The organism is Streptomyces sp. NPDC004732 (assembly GCF_040609235.1).
In the GTDB taxonomy this organism is placed as follows: domain Bacteria; phylum Actinomycetota; class Actinomycetes; order Streptomycetales; family Streptomycetaceae; genus Streptomyces.
In genome coordinates this window covers 897,449-916,683 of the sequence record NZ_JBEXJR010000002.1, presented here as the reverse complement: position 1 = coordinate 916,683, position 19,235 = coordinate 897,449, and the positions used below count along the sequence as shown (strand labels likewise).

Sequence of the window (19,235 nt, the reverse complement as noted above, 5' to 3'; positions counted from 1 at the left end):
ACCGATGGACCCATCGGGAGGACGCCCCACTGGCGCGTGGACCAGCACATACGCCCGCTCGTAGCTTCATCGGCATGACAACAACCAAGCCTTCGGAGCGCACGGGCACAGCCCAGCTCACCGCCGCCATGATGCTGTCGGGCACCCTCGGGATCTTCGTCGTCGAGTCCGGCGCGTCCGCCTTCAACGTCGTCTTCTTCCGCGTCCTGTTCGGCGCCCTCGCCCTCGGCACGTACGCCTTCGCCCGCGGCTACTTCCGCAACCACGGCCTCACCCTCAAGAAGTTCGGACTCGCCGCGCTCGGCGGGGTGTTCATCGTCTTCAACTGGGTGTTCCTCTTCAAGGCGTACGAGGCCACCTCGATCTCACTGGCCACCGTCGTCTACCACACCCAGCCGTTCTTCCTCGTGCTGCTCAGCGCCCTCGTCCTGCGCGAGCGCCTGACCCGCGCCCAACTGGGCTGGCTGACGGCCGCGTTCGCGGGACTCGTGCTGGTCTCCGGGGTGCGTCCGGGCGACGCGGGCTCACTCGCCGGGATCGGCCTTGCGCTCCTCGCGGCCGTCCTCTACGCCCTGTCGACGCTCGTCACCAAGCGCGTCACCGGCGTCCGGCCGCACCTGATCGCCCTGGTCCAGGTCGTCATCGGCATCCCGCTGCTGCTGCCCTTCACCGACTTCGGCGCGATGAGCGGCACCGGCGCGGGCTGGGCCTGGCTCGCCGGACTCGGCGTGATCCACACCGGCCTGATGTACGTCCTGATGTACGCGGCGTACGCCAAGCTGCCCACCGCCAAGATCGCCGTGCTCGCCTTCACCTACCCGGCGGTCGCGATGGTCGCCGACTGGGCGGTCTACGGCCACCACATCGGGCTCGTCCAGGCGCTCGGCGTCCCGCTGATCGTGCTGGCCAGCCTCAAGGTGACGCTGGGCCGGGGGACGAACTCTGCTCCCGCACGAGCCGCACGGCCTGCTCCACGAACAGCCGCACCTGCGGAGCGAGACGCTTCCCCGACCGCCACGCGAGCTGCGTCCACAGCGTGAACGGCGGCTCCCAGTCCAGCCGGACCAGCGTGCCGTCCGCAAGCTCCCGGGCCACCGCCACGGCAGGCAGCAGCGCGACACCCAGACCGCCCGCCACCCCCTGCTTCGTCGCCTCGATGGTGCCGAACTCCATGAAGGGGGGTGGCGCGCCGGTCCGTTCGCGCAGCTCGTCCTCGAAGAGGTCCCGGTACGGGCAGCCGGGCTCGGTCCCGACGAGCTGCGCCGACGCCAGGTCGCCGGTCGTGAGGGAGTCCGCGCCGCGCGCCGCCAGCGGATGGCCGGGGGCGCAGACCAGGACCAGCGGCTCCCGGGCAAGGACCTCGGTCTCCAGGCCCTGGTGCTCGGTCTCCGGCTCCATCAGGAAGCCCACGTCGTACGTCCCCTGCCGCAGCGCCTGCCGGGTCTCGTCGCCCAGCGTGGGGCGCAGCGAGAGCCGCACCTTCGGGTAGCGGTGGTGGAAGAGCTCCAGGAGCGGCGGCAGCCGGTAGGACGTCAGCGACTCCATCGTGCCCACCGCGATCGCGCCGGAGGGTTCCTCCGCGCCGACGACGGCGGCCCGCGCCTCGTCGGAGAGCTCGATGAGCTGCCGGGCGTAGGGCAGCAGCCGCTCGCCCGCCTCGGTGAGCCGGATGCGGCTGCCCAGCCGGTCGAAGAGCTCCGTGCCGAGTGAGGTCTCCAGGGCGCGGATCTGGCTGGTGACGCTGGACTGCGCGTACTTCAGCTCGGTGGCGGCCCGGGTGAAGCTGAGGACGGTGGCGACCTTCTCGAAGGTCACGAGCAGCCGCAGTTCCACGGCCCGTCAGCCCTCGTTGCCCTTGTCGCGCCGGTTCTCGTCCGGGTCCTCTTCCTTTTCCTTCAGGGACTTCAGGAACTCCGGGTTGTCGTCGGGGGCCACCCAGCCGCCCCGGCCACGCCCGCCGCTGCCGGGGGAGTGGCGCTTCTTGCCGGTGACGAACCAGGCGATGGGGCCGAGGAGGACCTCTCCGAAGAGCAGCACGATGATGACCCACACCACCTTGGGCAGATGCCTGACCTCCTTCTCCGGAGTGTTCAGGACATCGATGAAGGCATAGATCCACACCGCCAGGACCAGCAGGAACGGCAGATACCTGAGCATGGTGGCGCGATCCCCCAAGCGGTTGCGGCGGGCGGCGTGCGAGCCCCCGGTGACGGGGCCAGGGTAACCGGTGCCGGATACTGGAACGCATGGCTTACGACGATCTTCGCTCCCTGCTCCGGGCACTGGACCGCGAGGGCGATCTCAAGCGCATCAAGGCCGAGGTCGACCCGTACCTGGAGGTCGGCGAGATCACCGACCGCGTCCAGAAGGCCGGTGGCCCAGCGCTCCTCTTCGAGAACGTCAAGGGCTCCGCGATGCCCCTGGCGATGAACGTGTACGGAACGGACCGCCGCCTCCTGAAGGCGCTCGGCCTGAAGTCGTACGGCGAGATCAGCGAGAAGATCGGCGGCCTGCTCAAGCCGGAGCTGCCGCACGGCTTCGTCGGTGTGCGCGAGGCCTTCGGGAAGCTCGGCGCGATGACGCACGTACCTCCGAAGAAGGTGAAGGCGGACAGCGCGCCCGTCCAGGAAGTCGTCCTCACGGGCGACGACGTGGACCTTGAGCAGCTGCCCGCGCTCTTCACCTGGCCCGAGGACGGCGGCTCCTTCTTCAACCTCGGCCTGACCCACACCAAGGACCCGGACACCGGGGTGCGCAACCTCGGTCTGTACCGGCTGCAGCGCCACGACAAGCGCACCATCGGCATGCACTGGCAGATCCACAAGGACAGCCGCAACCACTACCAGGTGGCCGCGCGGCGCGGCGAGAAGCTGCCCGTCGCCATCGCCTTCGGCTGCCCGCCCGCCGTGACGTACGCCTCCACCGCGCCGCTGCCCGGTGACATGGACGAGTACATGCTGGCCGGGTTCATCCAGGGCAAGCGCGTCGAGATGGTCGACTGCAAGACGGTCCCGCTCCAGGTCCCCGCGCACGCCGAGGTCGTCATCGAGGGCTGGCTGGAGCCGGGCGAGATGCTGCCGGAGGGCCCCTTCGGGGACCACACGGGCTTCTACACGCCGCAGGAGCCCTTCCCCGCGCTGAAGATCGACTGCGTGACGATGCGGAAGCGTCCGCTGCTCCAGTCGATCGTGGTCGGCCGCCCGCCGACGGAGGACGGCCCGCTCGGCCGCGCGACGGAGCGCTTCTTCCTCCCTCTCCTCAAGGTGATCGTCCCGGACATCGTGGACTACCACCTGCCGGAGTCGGGCGGCTTCCACAACTGCGCGATCGTCTCGATCGACAAGAAGTACCCGAAGCACGCGCAGAAGGTGATGCACGCCATCTGGGGCGCGCACATGATGTCCCTGACGAAGCTGATCGTCGTCGTGGACAAGGACTGTGACGTGCACGATCTGCACGAGGTGTCCTGGCGTGCGCTCGGCAACACGGACTACGCCCGTGACCTCACCATCGTCGAGGGCCCCGTCGACCACCTCGACCACGCCTCGTACCAGCAGTTCTGGGGCGGCAAGGCGGGCATCGACGCGACGAAGAAGCTGCCCGAAGAGGGCTACGTACGGGACGGGGGCTGGCCGAACATGGTCGAGTCCGACCCGTCCATCGCGGCGAAGGTCGACCGCCGCTGGAAGGAGTACGGACTCTCGTGAGTTCAGCATCAGCCGCGATCCCGCAGCCGGGGCGCACCAAGGCATTTCTTCGGCTCGTGATGATCGAGCACTCGGTGTTCGCGCTGCCGTTCGCCTACATCGCCGCGCTGACCGCGATGTTCCAGCTGGACGAGAACATCCACTGGGGGCGGCTGCTCCTGGTGACCGTGTGCATGGTGGGGCTGCGGACGTTCGCCATGGCGGCGAACCGGATCATCGACCGCGAGATCGACGCCCGGAACCCGCGCACCGCCCACCGCGAGCTCGTCACGGGCGCGGTGTCGGTGAAGTCGGCGTGGACGGGCGCGCTGATCGCGCTCGTCGTGTTCCTGGCGTCGGCGGCGCTGCTCAACCCGCTGTGCCTGGCGCTCGCGCCCGTCGCGGTGATCCCGATGGTCGTCTATCCGTACGGGAAGCGGTTCACGAACTTCCCGCAGGCGATCCTCGGCCTCGCCCAGGCGATGGGCCCGGTCGGCGCCTGGATCGCGATCACCGGTGAGTGGTCGGGCCAGGCGGTGATCCTCGGGCTCGCGGTCGGCATCTGGATCGGCGGCTTCGACCTGATCTACGCCTGCCAGGACGTGGAGACGGACCGCGAGGTCGGCGTGAAGTCGGTGCCCGCGAGGTTCGGCATCCCGGCCGCGATCTGGGGCGCGCGCGCCTGTCACCTGGTGACCACGGCGCTCTTCGTCTGGTACGCGGCGTCCACCGACGCGGGCGTGTTCTTCTGGCTGGGTCTCGCGGTCGTGGCCGGTGCCTTCGTCTACGAGCACTCGATCGTGAAGCCGCACGACCTGTCCCGGCTGAACCGTGCCTTCTTCCAGGTGAACGGGTTCATCGGAATCGCCCTGTTCGCGTGCGCGCTGCTCGATCTGCTCGTACGCGGGCTCACCGTCTGAACAGCCCGGGGATAGGCTTCACAGCGTGAACCCAGGAGATACGCAGCGTAGGCCTTGGATCGTGGGGGTGTCGGGTGCCTCGGGTACGCCGTACGCCGCCGCTGTGCTGCGTGCGCTGCTCGCGGCGGGGGAGAGCGTCGACCTCGTCGTGTCGCGCGCCTCGCGGCTGACGCTGCTCGACGAGACGGGCATCGCCTTCCGGGACGCGCACTGGCGCGACGACCTGTGGCACTGGCTGGGGCGCGGCGCGGACGGCAAGCCGGGGGTGTTCGACCCCGATGTGTCCGACGTGCGGTACTGGGCCGCCGGTGACCTGGCGGCGGGGCCGTCCTCGGGTTCGTACGCGACGAAGGGGATGCTGATCGTCCCGGCGTCCACGGCGTGCGTGGCCGGGGTGTCGCTCGGGCTCTCGAAGGACCTGCTGCAGCGGTCGGCGAGCGTGACGCTCAAGGAAGGCCGACGGCTCGTGGTCTGTGTGCGCGAGACGCCGCTGAACGGACAGACGTTGAAGCACTTGGTGAGCCTGGACGAGGCGGGCGCGATCGTGCTGCCCGCCTCTCCGGCGTTCTACGCGGGGGCGACGCACATCCAGGATCTGGTGGACTTCGTCGCCGGGCGGGTGCTGGACGCGGCACGGGTGCCGCACAGCTTGTACCGCCGGTGGGAGGGAGAGCTGGGCTCCGGCTCCCAGGGGGGTTAGCGCTTCTTGGCGGCGCGCTTCGCGCGGGCCTTGGGCGCGGCGGTCTGGTGGGCACGCGAGCGGTTGGCCATGTCCTGGAGCTCGCGCATGCGGGCGTAGGCCATCTCGATCGAGTACACGGGTGACTCACTCCTGAAGGATCGTCGTTGATCGGCTGAGATTGAGAAAGATTCACAGGGGCTAGACCCTGTTACGCCTTAGATTCTACACATAGACTCGCCGTATCGCTGAATAATGAAAGGCATCGGACCTATGGACGCCGTGGACAGGCAGCTCATCCAGGCTTTGCGCGAGAACGGCCGTGCTTCGTACGCCGAACTCGGGCGGCTCGTCGGCCTCTCCGGGCCCAGCGTCACGGACCGGATCAACCGCCTCGAGGCGGCCGGTGTCATCACGGGCTACCGCGCCACCGTCGACTCCGCCTCGCTCGGGCTCGGCGTCATCGCCCTCATCGGCATCTCGCTCTCCGACGCGGCCGACCACGAGGACGTGGCGCGGCGGCTGAAGGACCTGCACGAGATCGAGGACTGCTGGTTCATCGCGGGCGACGACTCGTACATGCTCAAGGTCAGGGCCAGTGACGTGGACGGCCTGGAGAAGACGATCCGCAGGCTCAGCGGCACGCGGGGCGTGTCCCGGACGCGGACGACCATCGTGCTCTCCACCAAGTGGGAGAACCGGGTCGGAGAGCTGCCCGAAGAGGAGTGACCCCCGGGGCGTACCGTTGGCGTGAGTTTGTGGCAGGTCGTAGGGAGAGGTAAGGGCGAGGGCATGGACGCAGGTCTCAAGCGCGATCTTGAGCAGAAGGTCCGGGACGGCGAGCGGTTGTCCCGCGAGGACGGCATCGCGCTCTACGAGTCGGACGACCTGGCCTGGCTCGGCGGGCTCGCCCACGAGGTGCGCACCCGCAAGAACGGCGACGTCGTGCACTTCAACGTCAACCGCCACCTCAACATGACGAACGTGTGCACCGCGTCCTGCGCGTACTGCTCGTTCCAGCGCAAGCCGGGCGAGAAGGACGCGTACACGATGCGCATCGAGGAGGCCGTCCGCCTCGCCAAGGCGATGGAGGGCGAGAACCTCACCGAGCTGCACATCGTCAACGGCCTGCACCCGAACCTGCCGTGGCGCTACTACCCGCGTTCGCTGAGCGAGCTCAAGAAGGCGCTCCCGAACGTCTCCCTGAAGGCCTTCACCGCCACGGAGATCCACCACTTCGAGACGATCTCCGGCATGTCGGCCTCCGACATCCTGGACGAGCTCATCGAGGCGGGCCTGGAGTCGCTGACCGGCGGCGGCGCGGAGATCTTCGACTGGGAAGTGCGACAGCACATCGTCGACCACCGCACCCACTGGGAGGACTGGTCGCGCATCCACCGCCTCGCGCACGAGAAGGGTCTGAAGACCCCGAGCACGATGCTGTACGGCCACATCGAGGAGCGGCGCCACCGCGTCGACCACGTCCTTCGCCTGCGTGAGCTGCAGGACGAGACCGGTGGCTTCCAGGTCTTCATCCCGCTGCGCTACCAGCACGACTTCGTGGACATGAAGGACGGCAAGGTCCGTAACCGCCTCCAGGCGCGCACGACCATGGCGTCGGGTGCCGAGGCCCTGAAGACCTTCGCGGTCTCGCGGCTCCTCTTCGACAACGTGCCGCACGTCAAGGTCTTCTGGGTCATGCACGGCCTGCAGACCACGCAGCTCGCCCTGCAGCACGGCGCGGACGACATGGACGGCTCGGTCGTCGAGTACAAGATCACGCACGACGCGGACAACTTCGGTACGCCGAACAAGCTGACCCGCGAGGACCTCCTCGACCTGATCCGCGAGGCGGGCTTCCGCCCGGTCGAGCGGAACACGCGCTACGAGGCCATCCGGGAGTACGAGGGGGCCGACCCGCTGCTGCGGGAGACGCCCCAGGCGATGCGGGTCTGAGAGCGCGCCGCCCATGTCGCTCACCTTCCGCCTCGACCCGCCGGTCGACCCCGCGCTGCGCGACGGCGTCCTCGCCCTGTGGGCCGACGTCACCAACGCCGGCGGGGCCGTCGGCTTCGTGCCGCCCACGACGGCCGAGGAGATACGCCCCGAGTTCGTCCGGCACCTCGCCGCGATGGCCGAGGGGCGCACGCGGCTCCTCGTGGGGTACGACGAGGAGGGCGCCGTCGCCGCGACGGCGTTCCTCACCCACAACACCCACCGCCTCATGAAGCACTGGGTGTGGCTCTACACGGTCATGGTCCATCCCCGGCACCAGGGCAAGGGCTATGGCCGCGGTCTGATGACGGCCGTCGAGGACGCGGCCCGCTCGCTGGAGGGCACGGACGCGGTCCGGCTCACCTGCCGCGGCGGTACCGGCCTCGAACACTTCTACGCGTCCTGCGGATACAAGGAGGTCGGGCGGGTGCCCGGCGCCATACGCGTCGCGCCGGGCGACGACCGCGACGACATCGTGCTCCTGCTGCAGCTGCGGTAGGGCCCGCCTTTGCCCTGCCCCCCCTTGCCGGGGGCGGAGTTCTCCGTGCTTCACTGGAGAGGCTCGTCCTACTCGGGCCCATTTCGGAACGGAAGAGTGGATTGACATGCTCCGCTACACGCTGATGCGCCTCGGGATCTTCGTGGGTTGCTTCTTGGTCGTCTGGGGCCTGGTCTACTCCGAGATCCTGCCGCGCGGCCTCGGCGAATCGAACATGCTCTGGGTGCTGCTGCTGGCGATGGTCATCTCCGCGCCGATCAGCTTCGTGGTCCTCCGCAAGGAGCGGGACCGCGCCTCGGTCGACGTCGTGGCGCGCGTGGACCGCGCCAAGGCCAACCTGGAGGCGAACCGCACCCAGGAGGACGAGGCGGACGACGCGGCACGCGCGCAGTCGAAGGACGGCGTGCGGGCGAGCGGTGGCGCGCAGGCGCAGGGCTCGTAAGCTTCGTCACACACTTCTTGGGACCCCGGTTCCGGAGCGCAATGCTCCGGGGCCGGGGTTCCGTGCGTTGTGGGGCCCGGGTTCCGTGCGTCGCGGGGGAGTTGGGGGAGTTGGGGCGAGTGGGGCGCGCCCCATGCGGGGGTAACCCTTCCGTTTACCTCAAACAAGACCTTTGATGTTCTCAAAGCATGAGTGTTAACGTGTTCGACATGAAGACAGCAGCAGCGCACCGCCACGCCATGAGCGTCCCGCTCGTGGCGCGCCTGCATGTCGACCTCTGCCGCTGCATGTCCGCGGCCTGTCACATCTGAACGTGACCCCCGCCGCAGCGGCCCTGCTGACCCTTCGCGGTCGCCGCTCCCGTACGTCCCCCTCCCCCTGACTTTCCTCACCGGAGTGTGTCCGTGTCCGCGAATTCCGCGACGTCCGCCGACAAGGCCGACCAGCCCGAGAAGCCCCAGTCCGGCTTCCGGATACCCAAGTTCCTCAAGATCCCCTTCTGGGCGCAGATACTCGGCGGCCTGGTGCTGGGCGTCCTGCTCGGCTGGCTCGCCCGCAGCCAGGACATCTCCTGGCTCGTCACCACCCTCTCCAAGGTCGGCGACACCTTCATCGGACTGCTGAAGCTCGCGGTCGCCCCGCTCGTCTTCTTCGCGATCCTGGTGTCCATCACCAACCTGCGGAAGGTCAACAACGCCGCCCGGCTGGCCACCCGCACGCTGCTGTGGTTCATGATCACGTCGCTGATCGCGGTGGCCATCGGCCTCGCCATCGGCCTGCTCACCAACCCCGGCTCCGGCACCGGCCTCACCCCGAAGGACGGCAAGGCCCCCGACCACGCGGGCTCCTGGATCGACTTCCTGACCGGGATCATCCCGACGGACGTCATCACGCCCTTCACCGAGCTCAACGTCCTGCAGATCGTCTTCATGGCCGCCGTCGCCGGTATCGCCGTGCTGAAGATCGGCGACAAGGCCCAGCCGATCCTGGAACTGAGCGAGTCCGTCCTCGCCCTCCTCCAGAAGGCCCTGTGGTGGGTCATCAAGCTCTCCCCGATCGGCACCGTCGGCCTCATCGGCTTCGCCATCGCGGACTACGGCTGGAACCTCATCAGCAAGTACGCGACGTTCACCGCCGACATCTACATCGGCTGCGCCCTGGTGATGTTCGGCGTCTACCCGCTGCTGCTCGCGTTCGTCGCCAAGGTCAACCCGCTCCAGTTCTTCAAGGGCGCCTGGCCCGCGATCCAGCTGGCCTTCGTCTCCCGCTCCTCGGTCGGCACCATGCCGATCACCCAGAAGGTCACCGAGCGCCTCGGCGTCCCGAAGGAGTACACGTCCTTCGCGGTGCCCTTCGGCGCCACGACCAAGATGGACGGCTGCGCCGCGATCTACCCGTCGATCGCCGCGATCTTCGTCGCGCAGATCTTCGACGTGAACCTGGGCATCAAGGAGTACCTGCTCATCGCGTTCGTGTCGGTCGTCGGCTCGGCTGCGACGGCGGGTCTCACCGGCGCCACGGTCATGCTGACCCTGACCCTGTCGACGCTCGGCCTCCCGATGGAGGGCGTGGGCCTGCTCCTCGCCATCGACCCGGTCCTCGACATGATGCGCACCGCGACGAACGTCGCCGGACAGGCGCTGGTCCCCGTGATCGTCGCGGCCCGCGAGAAGATCCTCGACCGCGAGGCGTACGAGAGTGCGTCGGCGTCTCCGCTCGACGACTTCGGCTTCGACTCGGTCGAGGACGCGCCGTCGTCGCGTGGGGTGCCTGCGGCCGCTTGAGGTTGTCTGAAGGCGCTTGAGGGTGCCTGAGGTTGCCTGAGGGTGCTTGAGTCCGGGTTTTACTTCTGGCCTCCCGAGCCCCGTTCCGGAACTGTTCCGGGACGGGGCTCGGTCGTTTCTGTGCGCGGCCTTGACGGTTTCATGGGCAGTCTTAATATGACCCTCACCAGAGCCCGATGGGGGAACTGTTCCTGATTCCCAGGAACACCAGCGAGGTCGTCCCGAGCGGGGTTCGTCTCGCCCTTTACCCGGCACGTGACAGAGGGGGCGTCATGACGTCTTCCGACATTGAGGTCGAGGCAAAACAGAAGGCCGCGGATGCGCTGCAGTTCATCGAGAGCCTTGAACTCGATCAGCCCGAAATGCGCTATGTGCCACCCGGATTGGCGCTCCAGGAAGAAGAGTCCGCCGCGGTCGTCGCGGGCAGCATCATCGCATTCACCGACGGCCTGAACGGACAGCAGAAGTCCGACGTGCTCAACGCGACGCTGCTGGCCCAGCTCGCGGCCAACAAGAAGTTCGACCGCGACGAGAACACGAAGAAGTGGTACGACTACTACCGCTCCGTCCTGGAGCAGGTCGGCTGGGTCGTCCCGTCCTTCAGCTTCGCCAAACTCACGGTGGCGGGGTCCCGGTTCACCGTCGACCGCGCCGTCATCGCGCTCCTCCAGGCCATCGCGTCGCCCGGCGAGATCTCCGTGGCCAAGGCCGCGATCGAATCGCTGAAGTCCTTGCAGGACAAGGACCGCCGCGTCGTCCTCTTCGAGAGCAACGCGCACAGCGACAAGCTGGGCAACTTCCAGATCGCGGCGTGCGGCGTCTCCTCGGGGGACACCGTGGTCATGAAGATCGGCATGTTCTACTTCACCACCACGGAACGCGTCACCCGGGTGCTGTTCTTCAGCTTCCCGCGCTCCAGCACGACGATGCAGCAGGCCCGGCAGACGATGACGCTCAACGAGGACGTGTACGCGCAGGTCCGCGACGCCGTCATCAAGAAGCTCGGCGACAAGGCGAGCCAGTTCATCGACGACCTGGAGATCTAGGGCCACGGCAGGCGTGGTGGTGGCGTGGTGGTGGCGTGGTGGTGGGTGACGGGTCTGCGATGGGCGAGTCCGAACAGGAGCGTCGGCTTGCGGCGCTCGATGCGATGACGGACTGGGATCTGGGGGGCGGCGAGGCCGCGGCGGTGGTCGACTGCGGCAGCCTTGTCGCCCTTGCTCCCGGAGTTTCCGATCAGCACAGAAAAGACGTCCTGCTTTCCTTTCTGCTCGCCCAGCTCGTGGCCAACAAGAAGTACAACCGGCATACGGACCCGGTGCGTTGGTACGAGTTCTATGGGGAAACCCTCGAAAGGGTCGGCTGGGTCGTCAAGGAACACGAGGGATTCTCGCGGCACCGTCCCCGCAAGGTTCCTTACAGGGCTGGCCCTTTGGTGCTGAGAACCCTCGGTCGCGTCTCCGACGGCAACACGGTGAATCTGGCGGGGGCGGCGGTGCGGGCGCTCGCGGAACTCGATCCGGGCGATCGTGCGGCGGAACTCTTCGAGGACCAGGCGCACTTCGAACGTGCCGGGAATTTTCAGCTGGCTGTGGCGGAGGAAGTGGCGGAGCAAGTGGCGGAGCAAGGGGAGGGAACGGTCGGTGCGGACGTTGGCGGGGCCGGTCTCGTCGTCCTGCGGCTCGGGCGCTTCCGGTGCCGGGCCGTGGACGAAGCCACGGAGCTCGGGCGGCTGTTCCACACGGATTTCCGCGCCGCGGACGAGTTCATCGGAGGTGCGCAGGTGCTGCACCTCAACGAGGACGTGTACGGGCCGCTTCGGGATGGGATCGCCGAGAAGCTCGGGGCCAGGGTGGAGGTGCTGATCGCCCCGGTGGGCGGGGTGCGGTGAGGGAAGCGGTGAGGGAAGCCGGGGGTGGTGGTCGGTCCCCTTCCGGTAATCGTGACCCGGTCTCCGTTGACCGTACGCTGACGTGTGAACGGACAGCGTGGGAAGGCGGGGGCCGGGGTGGGCGAGAAGCGGCGGCAGAAGCAGACGAGGATGCCGCGGGCCGTACGTGAGCGGCAGATGCTGGACGCGGCGGTGCAGACTTTTGGGCAGCGGGGGTATCGGGCCGCGTCCATGGACGAGATCGCGGAGCTCGCCGGTGTCTCCAAGCCGCTCGTGTACCTGTATCTGAACTCCAAGGAAGAGCTCTTCAGCGCGTGCATCCGGCGGGAGGCGGCGGCGCTGGTTGCCGCGGTGCGGGACGGGGCGAGCGGTGGGGACCCTGCTGTGTCGACCGCGGACCGTCAACTGTGGGACGGGCTGCGGGCGTTCTTCACGCACACCGCTGAGCGGCCCGACGGGTGGGCCGTGCTGCACAGCCAGGCGCGGACCCAGGGGGAGCCGTTCGCGGCCGAGGTCGCCGCGATGCGGGAGGAGATCGTCTCCTTCGTCACGTCGCTGATCGCGGAGGCGGCGCGGTCCGCGCACGGTGACCCTTCCCTTCCCGAGCGGGAGGTGGCGGGGCTCGCCCAGGCGCTGGTGGGTGCGGCGGAGTCGCTGGCCGGGTGGGCCAACGTGGAGGGGACGGTCTCCGCGAAGGAGGCTGCGGCGACGCTCATGAACTTTGCTTGGGCGGGGCTCGGGGGGCTTATGGAAGGGCGTCGCTGGGTGCCGTCGTCGCCCCTGTGAGGTGCAGTCTCCCTTGTGCGCTGTGCAGTTCGAAGGTCGTCGGTCGGTTGTTGCCGCTCTGAGGTGCGCTGGAGTACGTCACCGTGGAGGGGAGCAGTACGGGTGCCCTGAACTCCACGCGGGCGTGGGTGGGGGTTCCTTGCTCTGCCAGGCAGCGGGCCGCGGTCCACATGCCGTGGGCGATGGCTCGGGGGAAGCCGAAGGGGCGGGCCGTGAGGGCGTGCAGGTGGATGGGGTTGCGGTCGCCGCTGATGGCGGCGTAGCGGCGGCCGAGGTCGGCGGGGAGCTGCCAGGTCTTGCCGGGGGCAGGGGCGGGGGCGGGTGTGTGGTTGGTGGCTGTTGGGGTTTTGTGGCGGGCCAGATAGGTGCTGTGGGACTGCCAGAGGAGTTCGCCGTCGGGGGTGGTGGCCTCGGTGAGGAGGGTTGCTTCGGTGCCGCGGCGGTGGGGGGCTAGTTGGGTCGTGCGGACGGAGAGGTGGAGCTCCTGGGTGGGGCTCAGGGGCTGGTGCTGGGTGATCTCGATGGAGGTGTGCACCAGGCCCAGCAGGGGGAGCGGGAAGTCTCGTGCGGTCATGAGGCGCATGGCGAGCGGGAAGGCCAGGACGTGGGGGTACGTGAGGGGGAGGGCGTCACCGGGGTCCGTGCCGAAGCCGCAGATGCGGTTGTAGGCGGCGAGGTGGGCGGGGTCCGGGGTCCTGGTGGTGGAGAGACGGGTGGCTGGGGCGACGTCGGGCCGGTGGTGGCTGGGGCGCTTGAAGGCGGCTCGGAGGAGGGCTAGGGCGGGCATTGCGTCCTCTCGTGGGCGGGTGCTTACGCCTGGGGTTCGGTTGTGGGTGCGGGGCCGTGGGGGTATGTACGTACTCGCCATCCCTGCGCCGCGCCTGATGAGCTTCTGGCTGTCAGGGTGTGCTCGGTGCTCCGTGCGCACATACCCCCACGTCCCCTCCCGTCTCGTACGCGGCTGCGGCCCGGCGGGGTCGGAGGACCTCCCCGGGCCCGCTGCGGTTACGCGCCCAGGAGGCTTTGGGCGCAGACTCGGATGGTTTGGGCGTTGAGGCCTCCCTGGGACAGCCAGGAGGTCGTCTCCGCTACGTCGACGGGGAGCCCTCCCTGGGAGAGGGAGTTCATGCGGCGGCCCGCTTCGCGGATGAGGAGAGGCACCGCTGCTGTCATCTTCGTCTCGATGAAGCCGGGGGCCACCGCGTTCACGGTGACGCCGTGCTCCGCGAGCGCCCGGGGACCGAGCGAGCGGACGAGCCCGATGATGCCCGCCTTGCTCGCCGCGTAGTTCGTCTGGCCCGCGTTGCCCGCGATCCCCGCGATCGACGCCGTGGCGACGACGCGTCCGCCGCGGTGGATCGTGCCGGTCTTGAGGAGCGTGTCGGTGACGGTCAGGACCGAGGTGAGGTTGACGTCGAGGACCGAGGTCCAGCGGTCCCGCGCCATGTTGGCCAGCTTGCGGTCCCGGGTGATGCCCGCGTTGTGGACGAGGATGTCGAGGCCGTCGGGCAGCGCCGCGGCGATCTGTTCGCCCGCGTCGGGCGCCGTGATGTCGAGGGGCAGCGCCGTGCCGCCGAGGCGGTCGGCGAGGTGGGTCAGGTCCGGGAGGGCGGAGGGTACGTCGAGGACCGTGACGTGGGCGCCGTCGCGGGTGAGGACCTCCGCGACCGCCGCGCCGATGCCGCGGGCCGCGCCCGTGACGAGGGCGGTGCGGCCCGCCAGGGGGCGGTCCCGGTCGGCGGGGGCCGCCAGCGTTTCGGCGGGGCCGGTCTCGATCAGCTGGCCGGTGACGTAGGCGGACTTGGGGGAGAGCAGGAAGCGCAGGGTCGATTCCGCGGTGGCGATCGGGCCGGAGACGCGGACGAGGTTGGCGGTGCGGCCGCGGCCCAGTTCCTTCGCCAGGGAACGTATGAACCCTTCAAGGGCCTGTTGTGCCGCCGCCTGGTGGTGGTCCGCCGGGTCGGGCGGGGAGCCGAGGACCAGGACGCGGCCGTTGGGCGCCACGGTGCGCACCACGGGGTGCAGCGCCTCGTACACCTCTGTGAGGGTCCGGGTGTCGGTCACCGCTGTGGCGTCCAGGACAACGGCCGTGGGGTGGGGAGTGGTTGGGGTGAGATTGAGGGGGGTTGCGGTCAGGAGGGCCTGGAGGTCCTGCGCGTAGGGGGACGTTGCGGGGGTGGTGAGCAGGAGCAAGTCGCCTGTCAGGGACGGGTGTTCCGGGGTCCAGCGGCGCAGGGGCGTCGGCTGGGGGAGGCCCAGACGGCGGGTGAGGAAGCGGCCGGGGCCCGTGGCGGTGAAGGTCAGGTAGCGGTCGGCCATTGTCCAACTCCCAGCTCGGTCGTAAATTTACTTCGGAGTAAGGTTACTCAAGGGTCAGGAGCTGGTCGAGACATGAGTCTTCCTTCCGTGCGCCGCGTTGCCGTTCTTGGTGGCAGCCGCACTCCGTTCGCCCGTTCCGACGGGCCGTACGCCACCTCGTCGAACCAGGACATGCTGACCGCTGTCGTCGATGGGCTCGTCGAGGCGTACGGGCTCCGAGGGGAGGGAGTGGTCGGGGAGTTCGTCGCGGGGGCCGTGCTCAAGCACAGTCGGGACTTCAACCTCGCCCGCGAGGTCGCCCTCGGATCCGCTCTCGACTCCCGTACGCCCGCCTATGACCTGCAACAGGCCTGCGGGACCGGGTTGCAGGCCGTCGTCGCCGTGGCGAACAAGGTCATGCTCGGGCAGGTGGAGTCGGGGATCGCCGGTGGGTCCGACACGGCGAGCGACGCGCCGCTGGGGGTGAACGACGAGCTCAGGAGGGTGCTGTTGGCCGCTCGGCGGGCCCGGTCCGTGAGCGGGCGGCTGCGGGCTCTGGGGCGGGTTCGGCCCCGGCACCTCGTGCCCGACATTCCGCGCAACGCCGAGCCCCGGACCGGCCTCTCGATGGGCGAGCACGCCGCCGTGACCGCGCGCGAGTGGGAGATCACGCGTGCGGCGCAGGACGAGTTGGCGGCGATCAGTCATCAGCGGCTCGCCGCCGCGTACGAGCGGGGGTTCCTGGCGGATCTCGTCGTGCCGTACGCGGGGCTCTCGCGGGATCAAAATCTGCGGCCCGGGTCGACGGTGGAGCAACTGGCCCGGCTCAAGCCCGTGTTCGGGGTGGAGGGGGGTGGGGCGACCATGACCGCGGGGAACTCCACACCGTTGACCGATGGCGCGGCCGTCGTGCTGCTCGGGAGCGACGAGTGGGCCGCAGGGCGGGGGATCGAGCCGTTGGCGCACCTCGTCGCCTGCGAGACCGCCGCGGTCGACTTCGTCCACGGGGATGTCGCAGGGGGCGAGGACGGACTCCTGATGGCACCCGCGTACGCCGTGCCCCGGATGCTGGAGCGCGCCGGACTCGAACTGGGGGACTTCGACTTCGTGGAGGTGCACGAGGCCTTCGCCTCGCAGGTGCTCGCCACGCTCGCCGCCTGGGAGAAGCGGGGCCTCGGCACCGTGGACCGGGCGCGGCTCAACGTCGCCGGGTCCTCGCTCGCCACGGGGCACCCCTTCGCGGCCACCGGGGCGCGGATCGTCGCCACCCTCGCCAAGCTGCTCGCCGAGCGGGGGCGGCCGGGGAGGGGGCTCATCTCCATCTGTGCGGCGGGCGGGCAGGGCGTCACCGCGATCCTGGAGCGGCAGTGACGGAGGGTGAGGGGTGTTGCGGAGGGTGAGCGTGCGCTGAACGGGCGGGGGGAGTGACCCCCGCTTAGGGTGAGCGAGGGGCACACCCTGGGAGGTTGCCGTGCGCGGAGCTTGTGCAGTCGCCGGCGTCACCGTGCTGGTCGTCGTGGGAGCGGGCATGGCAGCCGCCGACGACGGCAGCGGGCGGCCCGATCTGGCGCGCTATTACACGCAGAAGATCAAATGGGGCACCTGCAAGGGCGACACCGAGGCCGTGGCGGAGGCCGCGGGCGGCACCAAGGACATCCGCTGCGGGCAGGTGAGCGTTCCGCTCGACTACGCGGACCCCGCCGCCGGGGACGCCGACGTCGCGATGATCCGGATGAAGTCCAGCACGAGCGGCAAGCCGCGCGGCTCCCTGCTGCTGAACTTCGGCGGGCCAGGCGGCCCCGGCGTCTCCGCGCTCGCGGGGGCGCAGAAGGACTTCGGCTTCCTCAGCAAGGACTACGACGTCGTCTCCTTCGACCCGCGCGGGGTCGGCCAGAGCGAGCCGGTCAGCTGCGGCGACGCCGAGGAGAGCACCGATCCCTCGTCCGGCGGAACGGACGACGCGGCCGCCGTGCTCACGGAGATGCGCAAGGTCGCCGCGGAGTGCGCGAAGAAGTCGGGGCCCGTCCTGCCGCACATGGGGACCGTCAACGTCTCCCGCGACCTGGACGTCATGCGCCAGGCCCTCGGCGACAAGAAGCTCAACTACCTGGGGTTCTCCTACGGCACGCGGCTGGGCGCGGTGTACGCCGCCCAGTTCCCCAAGAACGTCGGGCGGATGGTGCTCGACGGCGTCGACACGCTGACCGAACCCGTCGCCGAGCAGTCCCTCGCGACGGCCGAGGGCCGCCAGACCGCCCTCGACAACTTCCTCACCTGGTGCACCAAGAACGCCGGATGCGTCTTCGGCACGGACTCGCGCAGCGCACGGCAGGGCATGGTCAGGCTCATCAAGGACATGGACCGGATGCCCCTGCAGTCCATGGACGGCGGCCAGTTCACCGGGCAGGACGTCGTCGGCGTACTCAGTCAGGCCCTCTACAGCAGGGCGGCGTGGCCCGCGCTCTCGCAGGCCTTGGGGGCGCTGCTCGCGGACGGCGATCCGCGGGCGCTGATCCGGATGAGCGGAGGGCTCGGGCATGCGGGTGTCCGGGGCCGGGCGTCGGCGGTGGGAGAGGACATGCCCGCCGACAACATGGCTGCCGCTCTCATGGCCGTGAACTGCGCCGACGACCCCGACCGGCCCGATGCCGCCCGCATAGAGAAGGAAGTCGGCAGGCTCCAGGAGGAGTTCGACGCGGCATCGCCTGTGTTCGGCAAGTCGATGCTGATGCCCGTCCTGCTGTGCTTCGGGCGACCGGCCGGGACCAGCTACATCCGTGAGGACGTACGCGACGTGAAGACGCCCAAGCTGCTGCTCGTCGGCACGCGCGGCGACCCGGCGACTCCCTACCGGTGGACGGAGGAGACCGCGCGGCGGCTCGGCTCGCAGGCCGTCGTCCTCGACAACAAGGGCGACGGGCACACCGGCTACCTGGGCTCCACGTGCGTGCAGGACAAGGTGAACGGGTTCCTGCTGTACGGGGAGACGCCGAAGACCGGGAGCTCGTGCGCGGCCGACGCCGAGTGAGGCGAGTAGGAGGTGCTCAGGCCGACGGGGTCAGCTGCAGCATCGCCTTCTCGTCCGGGGTGTCCCGCGGGGCCTGGTAGACCACCATGCGCTGGCCGCCCGTCCTCGCCAGCGTCATCACCTCGTACGTGAGCGTCATCAGGCCGACCTTCGGGTGGTCGAACGACTTCGTGCCGCCGCCGCGCTCGCACACGTCGTACCGCTCCCAGATGCGGGCGAAGTCCGGTGACTTGAGGAGCAGTTCACCGACCAGGTTGGTCAGCTGGGGCGAGTCGGTGTCGGTGCCGCCGATCGCGCGCAGGTGCGACACCGACTTCGCGACCGTCTCCTCCCACGGCTGGTACAGCACGCGGCCCACGGGGTGCAGGAACAGATAGCGGAGTACGTTGCGCTGCTCGGCAGGCCACTCCCACAGGCCCGGCATCAGGGCCTTGCCGGGGGCGTTGGCGGCCAGCATGTAGCTGTGCCTGCTCACCACGTACGCGGGCAGCGGGGCCAGCGCGTCCAGTGTGCGCAGCGTTGAGTCGCGGACCGTGTGGTCCGCGGTGGGGTGCGGCTCCGTGAGGCGGCCCGAGGCCAGCTCCGCCAGGTCGCGCAGCCGGTCGTGGCTGTCGCCCGCGAGGCGCAGGGCGCGGGCCAGGGCGTCGATCACGGCGGGGGAGGGGTTCGTCTCGCGGCCGCGCTCCAGGCGCGTGTAGTAGTCGACGCTCACCCCTGCGAGGGTCGCCAGCTCCTCGCGGCGCAGGCCCGGTGTGCGGCGGATCCCCGCGCCTGCGGGGAGGCCCGCCTCGGCCGGGGTGACCCTGGCGCGGCGGGCCCGGAGGTAGCGGCCCAGTTCCGTGCCTGGGCCGGGGGCGGCGGGGGCGCCGGGGGTGCCGGGGGCGGCTGCGGTGCCGGGCTCTGTGCTGTCCTTCATTCGGCCATTGTCCCTGGCGGTGATCGGGTCTGGGGGGCCGTGTCAGGGCCAGGAACGTGGCGCCCCCGGTTGAGCGCGGCCTGCCACTGTGCGGGGGAGGGGCGCAGAGTGGGTGTTGTTGCGGAGGGCCTGGTCTTCCTCGGCCCAGGGGGTGCGTGGCGCCGGGCCGCGGCCTTGGGGGGCTTTGCCTTCCGCACGCTGCCGTTGCACTTGGCCTGAACCGTTGTGCCCTGCCGCTCCGCGGCGGTCTCCCGTCGCTCCGCGACGTGTCTCCGTCGCTCCGCGACGGGCCTTCCCACCCGCCCACCCGT

General features: G+C 69.6%; 19 protein-coding genes and 1 pseudogene. 14 read left to right on the top strand and 6 right to left on the bottom strand.

What is annotated here, in order from left to right:
• Positions 1–74 precede the first annotated feature (74 nt).
• The gene (locus ABZV77_RS08840; RefSeq protein WP_356252121.1) at positions 75–1,040 is read left to right on the top strand and encodes a DMT family transporter; all 966 of its coding nucleotides are present in this window, start codon (positions 75–77) and stop codon (positions 1,038–1,040) included.
• Here the strand turns inward: ABZV77_RS08840 and ABZV77_RS08835 are convergent.
• Together ABZV77_RS08835 and ABZV77_RS08830 are read right to left on the bottom strand one after the other, a co-directional pair.
• A pseudogene (locus ABZV77_RS08835) lies at positions 943–1,833 on the bottom strand (LysR family transcriptional regulator); the annotation flags it as partial. The gene ABZV77_RS08840 and the pseudogene ABZV77_RS08835 sit on opposite strands and share 98 nt — an antisense overlap.
• A gap of 6 nt (positions 1,834–1,839) precedes the next feature.
• A complete protein-coding gene (locus ABZV77_RS08830; RefSeq protein ID WP_356252118.1) occupies positions 1,840–2,157 on the bottom strand; it encodes a PLD nuclease N-terminal domain-containing protein in 318 nt (105 codons plus the stop codon).
• Between the two features lie 89 nt (positions 2,158–2,246).
• Between ABZV77_RS08830 and ABZV77_RS08825 the strand changes: the two genes are divergently transcribed.
• Genes ABZV77_RS08825 through ABZV77_RS08815 form a run of 3 tightly spaced genes read left to right on the top strand, consistent with a single transcriptional unit; the run spans position 2,247 to position 5,306 of the window.
• The gene (locus tag ABZV77_RS08825; RefSeq protein ID WP_356252115.1) at positions 2,247–3,707 is read left to right on the top strand and encodes a menaquinone biosynthesis decarboxylase; all 1,461 of its coding nucleotides are present in this window, start codon (positions 2,247–2,249) and stop codon (positions 3,705–3,707) included.
• Positions 3,704–4,606, top strand: coding sequence for a menaquinone biosynthesis prenyltransferase MqnP (gene mqnP / locus ABZV77_RS08820; protein ID WP_356252112.1), 903 nt, complete (start codon positions 3,704–3,706; stop codon positions 4,604–4,606). The genes ABZV77_RS08825 and mqnP overlap by 4 nt, the downstream gene beginning before the upstream one ends.
• Before the next feature lie 25 nt (positions 4,607–4,631).
• Positions 4,632–5,306, top strand: coding sequence for a UbiX family flavin prenyltransferase (locus ABZV77_RS08815; protein WP_356252108.1), 675 nt, complete (start codon positions 4,632–4,634; stop codon positions 5,304–5,306).
• Here the strand turns inward: ABZV77_RS08815 and ABZV77_RS08810 are convergent.
• Entirely contained in the window at positions 5,303–5,425 is a 123-nt protein-coding gene (locus ABZV77_RS08810) for a hypothetical protein (RefSeq protein WP_356252105.1), read from the bottom strand. The two genes, ABZV77_RS08815 and ABZV77_RS08810, sit on opposite strands and share 4 nt — an antisense overlap.
• Positions 5,426–5,558: 133 nt before the next feature.
• On the opposite strand from ABZV77_RS08810, the gene ABZV77_RS08805 reads away from it, so the two are divergent.
• From ABZV77_RS08805 to ABZV77_RS08770, 8 genes are all read left to right on the top strand, one after another.
• The gene (locus ABZV77_RS08805) at positions 5,559–6,014 is read left to right on the top strand and encodes an Lrp/AsnC family transcriptional regulator (RefSeq protein WP_030791839.1); all 456 of its coding nucleotides are present in this window, start codon (positions 5,559–5,561) and stop codon (positions 6,012–6,014) included.
• 63 nt (positions 6,015–6,077) lie between these two features.
• The gene (gene mqnE / locus ABZV77_RS08800) at positions 6,078–7,241 is read left to right on the top strand and encodes an aminofutalosine synthase MqnE (RefSeq protein ID WP_356252102.1); all 1,164 of its coding nucleotides are present in this window, start codon (positions 6,078–6,080) and stop codon (positions 7,239–7,241) included.
• A gap of 13 nt (positions 7,242–7,254) precedes the next feature.
• Positions 7,255–7,779, top strand: coding sequence for a GNAT family N-acetyltransferase (locus tag ABZV77_RS08795; RefSeq protein WP_356252099.1), 525 nt, complete (start codon positions 7,255–7,257; stop codon positions 7,777–7,779).
• 106 nt (positions 7,780–7,885) lie between these two features.
• Positions 7,886–8,221, top strand: a complete 336-nt coding sequence (locus tag ABZV77_RS08790; RefSeq protein ID WP_356252096.1) for a DUF4229 domain-containing protein — start codon at positions 7,886–7,888, stop codon at positions 8,219–8,221.
• 404 nt (positions 8,222–8,625) lie between these two features.
• On the top strand, positions 8,626–10,005 hold the full coding sequence (locus tag ABZV77_RS08785; RefSeq protein WP_356252093.1) for a dicarboxylate/amino acid:cation symporter: 1,380 nt from the start codon (positions 8,626–8,628) through the stop codon (positions 10,003–10,005).
• Positions 10,006–10,277: 272 nt separating this feature from the next.
• Positions 10,278–11,051, top strand: a complete 774-nt coding sequence (locus tag ABZV77_RS08780) for a hypothetical protein (RefSeq protein WP_356252090.1) — start codon at positions 10,278–10,280, stop codon at positions 11,049–11,051.
• Between the two features lie 59 nt (positions 11,052–11,110).
• Positions 11,111–11,896 (top strand): hypothetical protein, encoded by a 786-nt coding sequence (locus tag ABZV77_RS08775; protein WP_356252087.1) that lies wholly within the window; start codon positions 11,111–11,113, stop codon positions 11,894–11,896.
• Between the two features lie 150 nt (positions 11,897–12,046).
• A complete protein-coding gene (locus ABZV77_RS08770) occupies positions 12,047–12,682 on the top strand; it encodes a TetR/AcrR family transcriptional regulator (protein ID WP_356252423.1) in 636 nt (211 codons plus the stop codon).
• Here the strand turns inward: ABZV77_RS08770 and ABZV77_RS08765 are convergent.
• Together ABZV77_RS08765 and ABZV77_RS08760 are read right to left on the bottom strand one after the other, a co-directional pair.
• Entirely contained in the window at positions 12,642–13,469 is an 828-nt protein-coding gene (locus ABZV77_RS08765) for a MaoC/PaaZ C-terminal domain-containing protein (RefSeq protein ID WP_356252084.1), read from the bottom strand. The genes ABZV77_RS08770 and ABZV77_RS08765 overlap by 41 nt on opposite strands.
• Before the next feature lie 218 nt (positions 13,470–13,687).
• Positions 13,688–15,001, bottom strand: coding sequence for a 3-oxoacyl-ACP reductase (locus ABZV77_RS08760; protein WP_356252081.1), 1,314 nt, complete (start codon positions 14,999–15,001; stop codon positions 13,688–13,690).
• 72 nt (positions 15,002–15,073) lie between these two features.
• Between ABZV77_RS08760 and ABZV77_RS08755 the strand changes: the two genes are divergently transcribed.
• Both ABZV77_RS08755 and ABZV77_RS08750 read left to right on the top strand, forming a co-directional pair.
• A complete protein-coding gene (locus tag ABZV77_RS08755; protein ID WP_356252078.1) occupies positions 15,074–16,351 on the top strand; it encodes an acetyl-CoA C-acetyltransferase in 1,278 nt (425 codons plus the stop codon).
• 157 nt (positions 16,352–16,508) lie between these two features.
• Entirely contained in the window at positions 16,509–18,008 is a 1,500-nt protein-coding gene (locus ABZV77_RS08750; protein WP_356252075.1) for an alpha/beta hydrolase, read from the top strand.
• Positions 18,009–18,024: 16 nt separating this feature from the next.
• On the opposite strand, the gene ABZV77_RS08745 is transcribed toward ABZV77_RS08750, so the two are convergent.
• Positions 18,025–18,924, bottom strand: coding sequence for a helix-turn-helix transcriptional regulator (locus tag ABZV77_RS08745; RefSeq protein ID WP_356252072.1), 900 nt, complete (start codon positions 18,922–18,924; stop codon positions 18,025–18,027).
• Positions 18,925–19,235 lie beyond the last annotated feature (311 nt).

Coding starts and splice junctions, on each gene's coding strand:
- ABZV77_RS08840 (WP_356252121.1), top strand. CDS start 75: ATGACAACAACCAAGCCTTCGGAGCGCACGGGCACAGCCCAGCTCACC.
- ABZV77_RS08830 (WP_356252118.1), bottom strand. CDS start 2,157: ATGCTCAGGTATCTGCCGTTCCTGCTGGTCCTGGCGGTGTGGATCTAT.
- ABZV77_RS08825 (WP_356252115.1), top strand. CDS start 2,247: ATGGCTTACGACGATCTTCGCTCCCTGCTCCGGGCACTGGACCGCGAG.
- ABZV77_RS08805 (WP_030791839.1), top strand. CDS start 5,559: ATGGACGCCGTGGACAGGCAGCTCATCCAGGCTTTGCGCGAGAACGGC.
- mqnE (WP_356252102.1), top strand. CDS start 6,078: ATGGACGCAGGTCTCAAGCGCGATCTTGAGCAGAAGGTCCGGGACGGC.
- ABZV77_RS08795 (WP_356252099.1), top strand. CDS start 7,255: ATGTCGCTCACCTTCCGCCTCGACCCGCCGGTCGACCCCGCGCTGCGC.
- ABZV77_RS08790 (WP_356252096.1), top strand. CDS start 7,886: ATGCTCCGCTACACGCTGATGCGCCTCGGGATCTTCGTGGGTTGCTTC.
- ABZV77_RS08780 (WP_356252090.1), top strand. CDS start 10,278: ATGACGTCTTCCGACATTGAGGTCGAGGCAAAACAGAAGGCCGCGGAT.
- ABZV77_RS08775 (WP_356252087.1), top strand. CDS start 11,111: ATGGGCGAGTCCGAACAGGAGCGTCGGCTTGCGGCGCTCGATGCGATG.
- ABZV77_RS08770 (WP_356252423.1), top strand. CDS start 12,047: ATGCCGCGGGCCGTACGTGAGCGGCAGATGCTGGACGCGGCGGTGCAG.
- ABZV77_RS08765 (WP_356252084.1), bottom strand. CDS start 13,469: ATGCCCGCCCTAGCCCTCCTCCGAGCCGCCTTCAAGCGCCCCAGCCAC.
- ABZV77_RS08760 (WP_356252081.1), bottom strand. CDS start 15,001: ATGGCCGACCGCTACCTGACCTTCACCGCCACGGGCCCCGGCCGCTTC.
- ABZV77_RS08755 (WP_356252078.1), top strand. CDS start 15,074: ATGAGTCTTCCTTCCGTGCGCCGCGTTGCCGTTCTTGGTGGCAGCCGC.
- ABZV77_RS08750 (WP_356252075.1), top strand. CDS start 16,509: ATGGCAGCCGCCGACGACGGCAGCGGGCGGCCCGATCTGGCGCGCTAT.
- ABZV77_RS08745 (WP_356252072.1), bottom strand. CDS start 18,924: ATGAAGGACAGCACAGAGCCCGGCACCGCAGCCGCCCCCGGCACCCCC.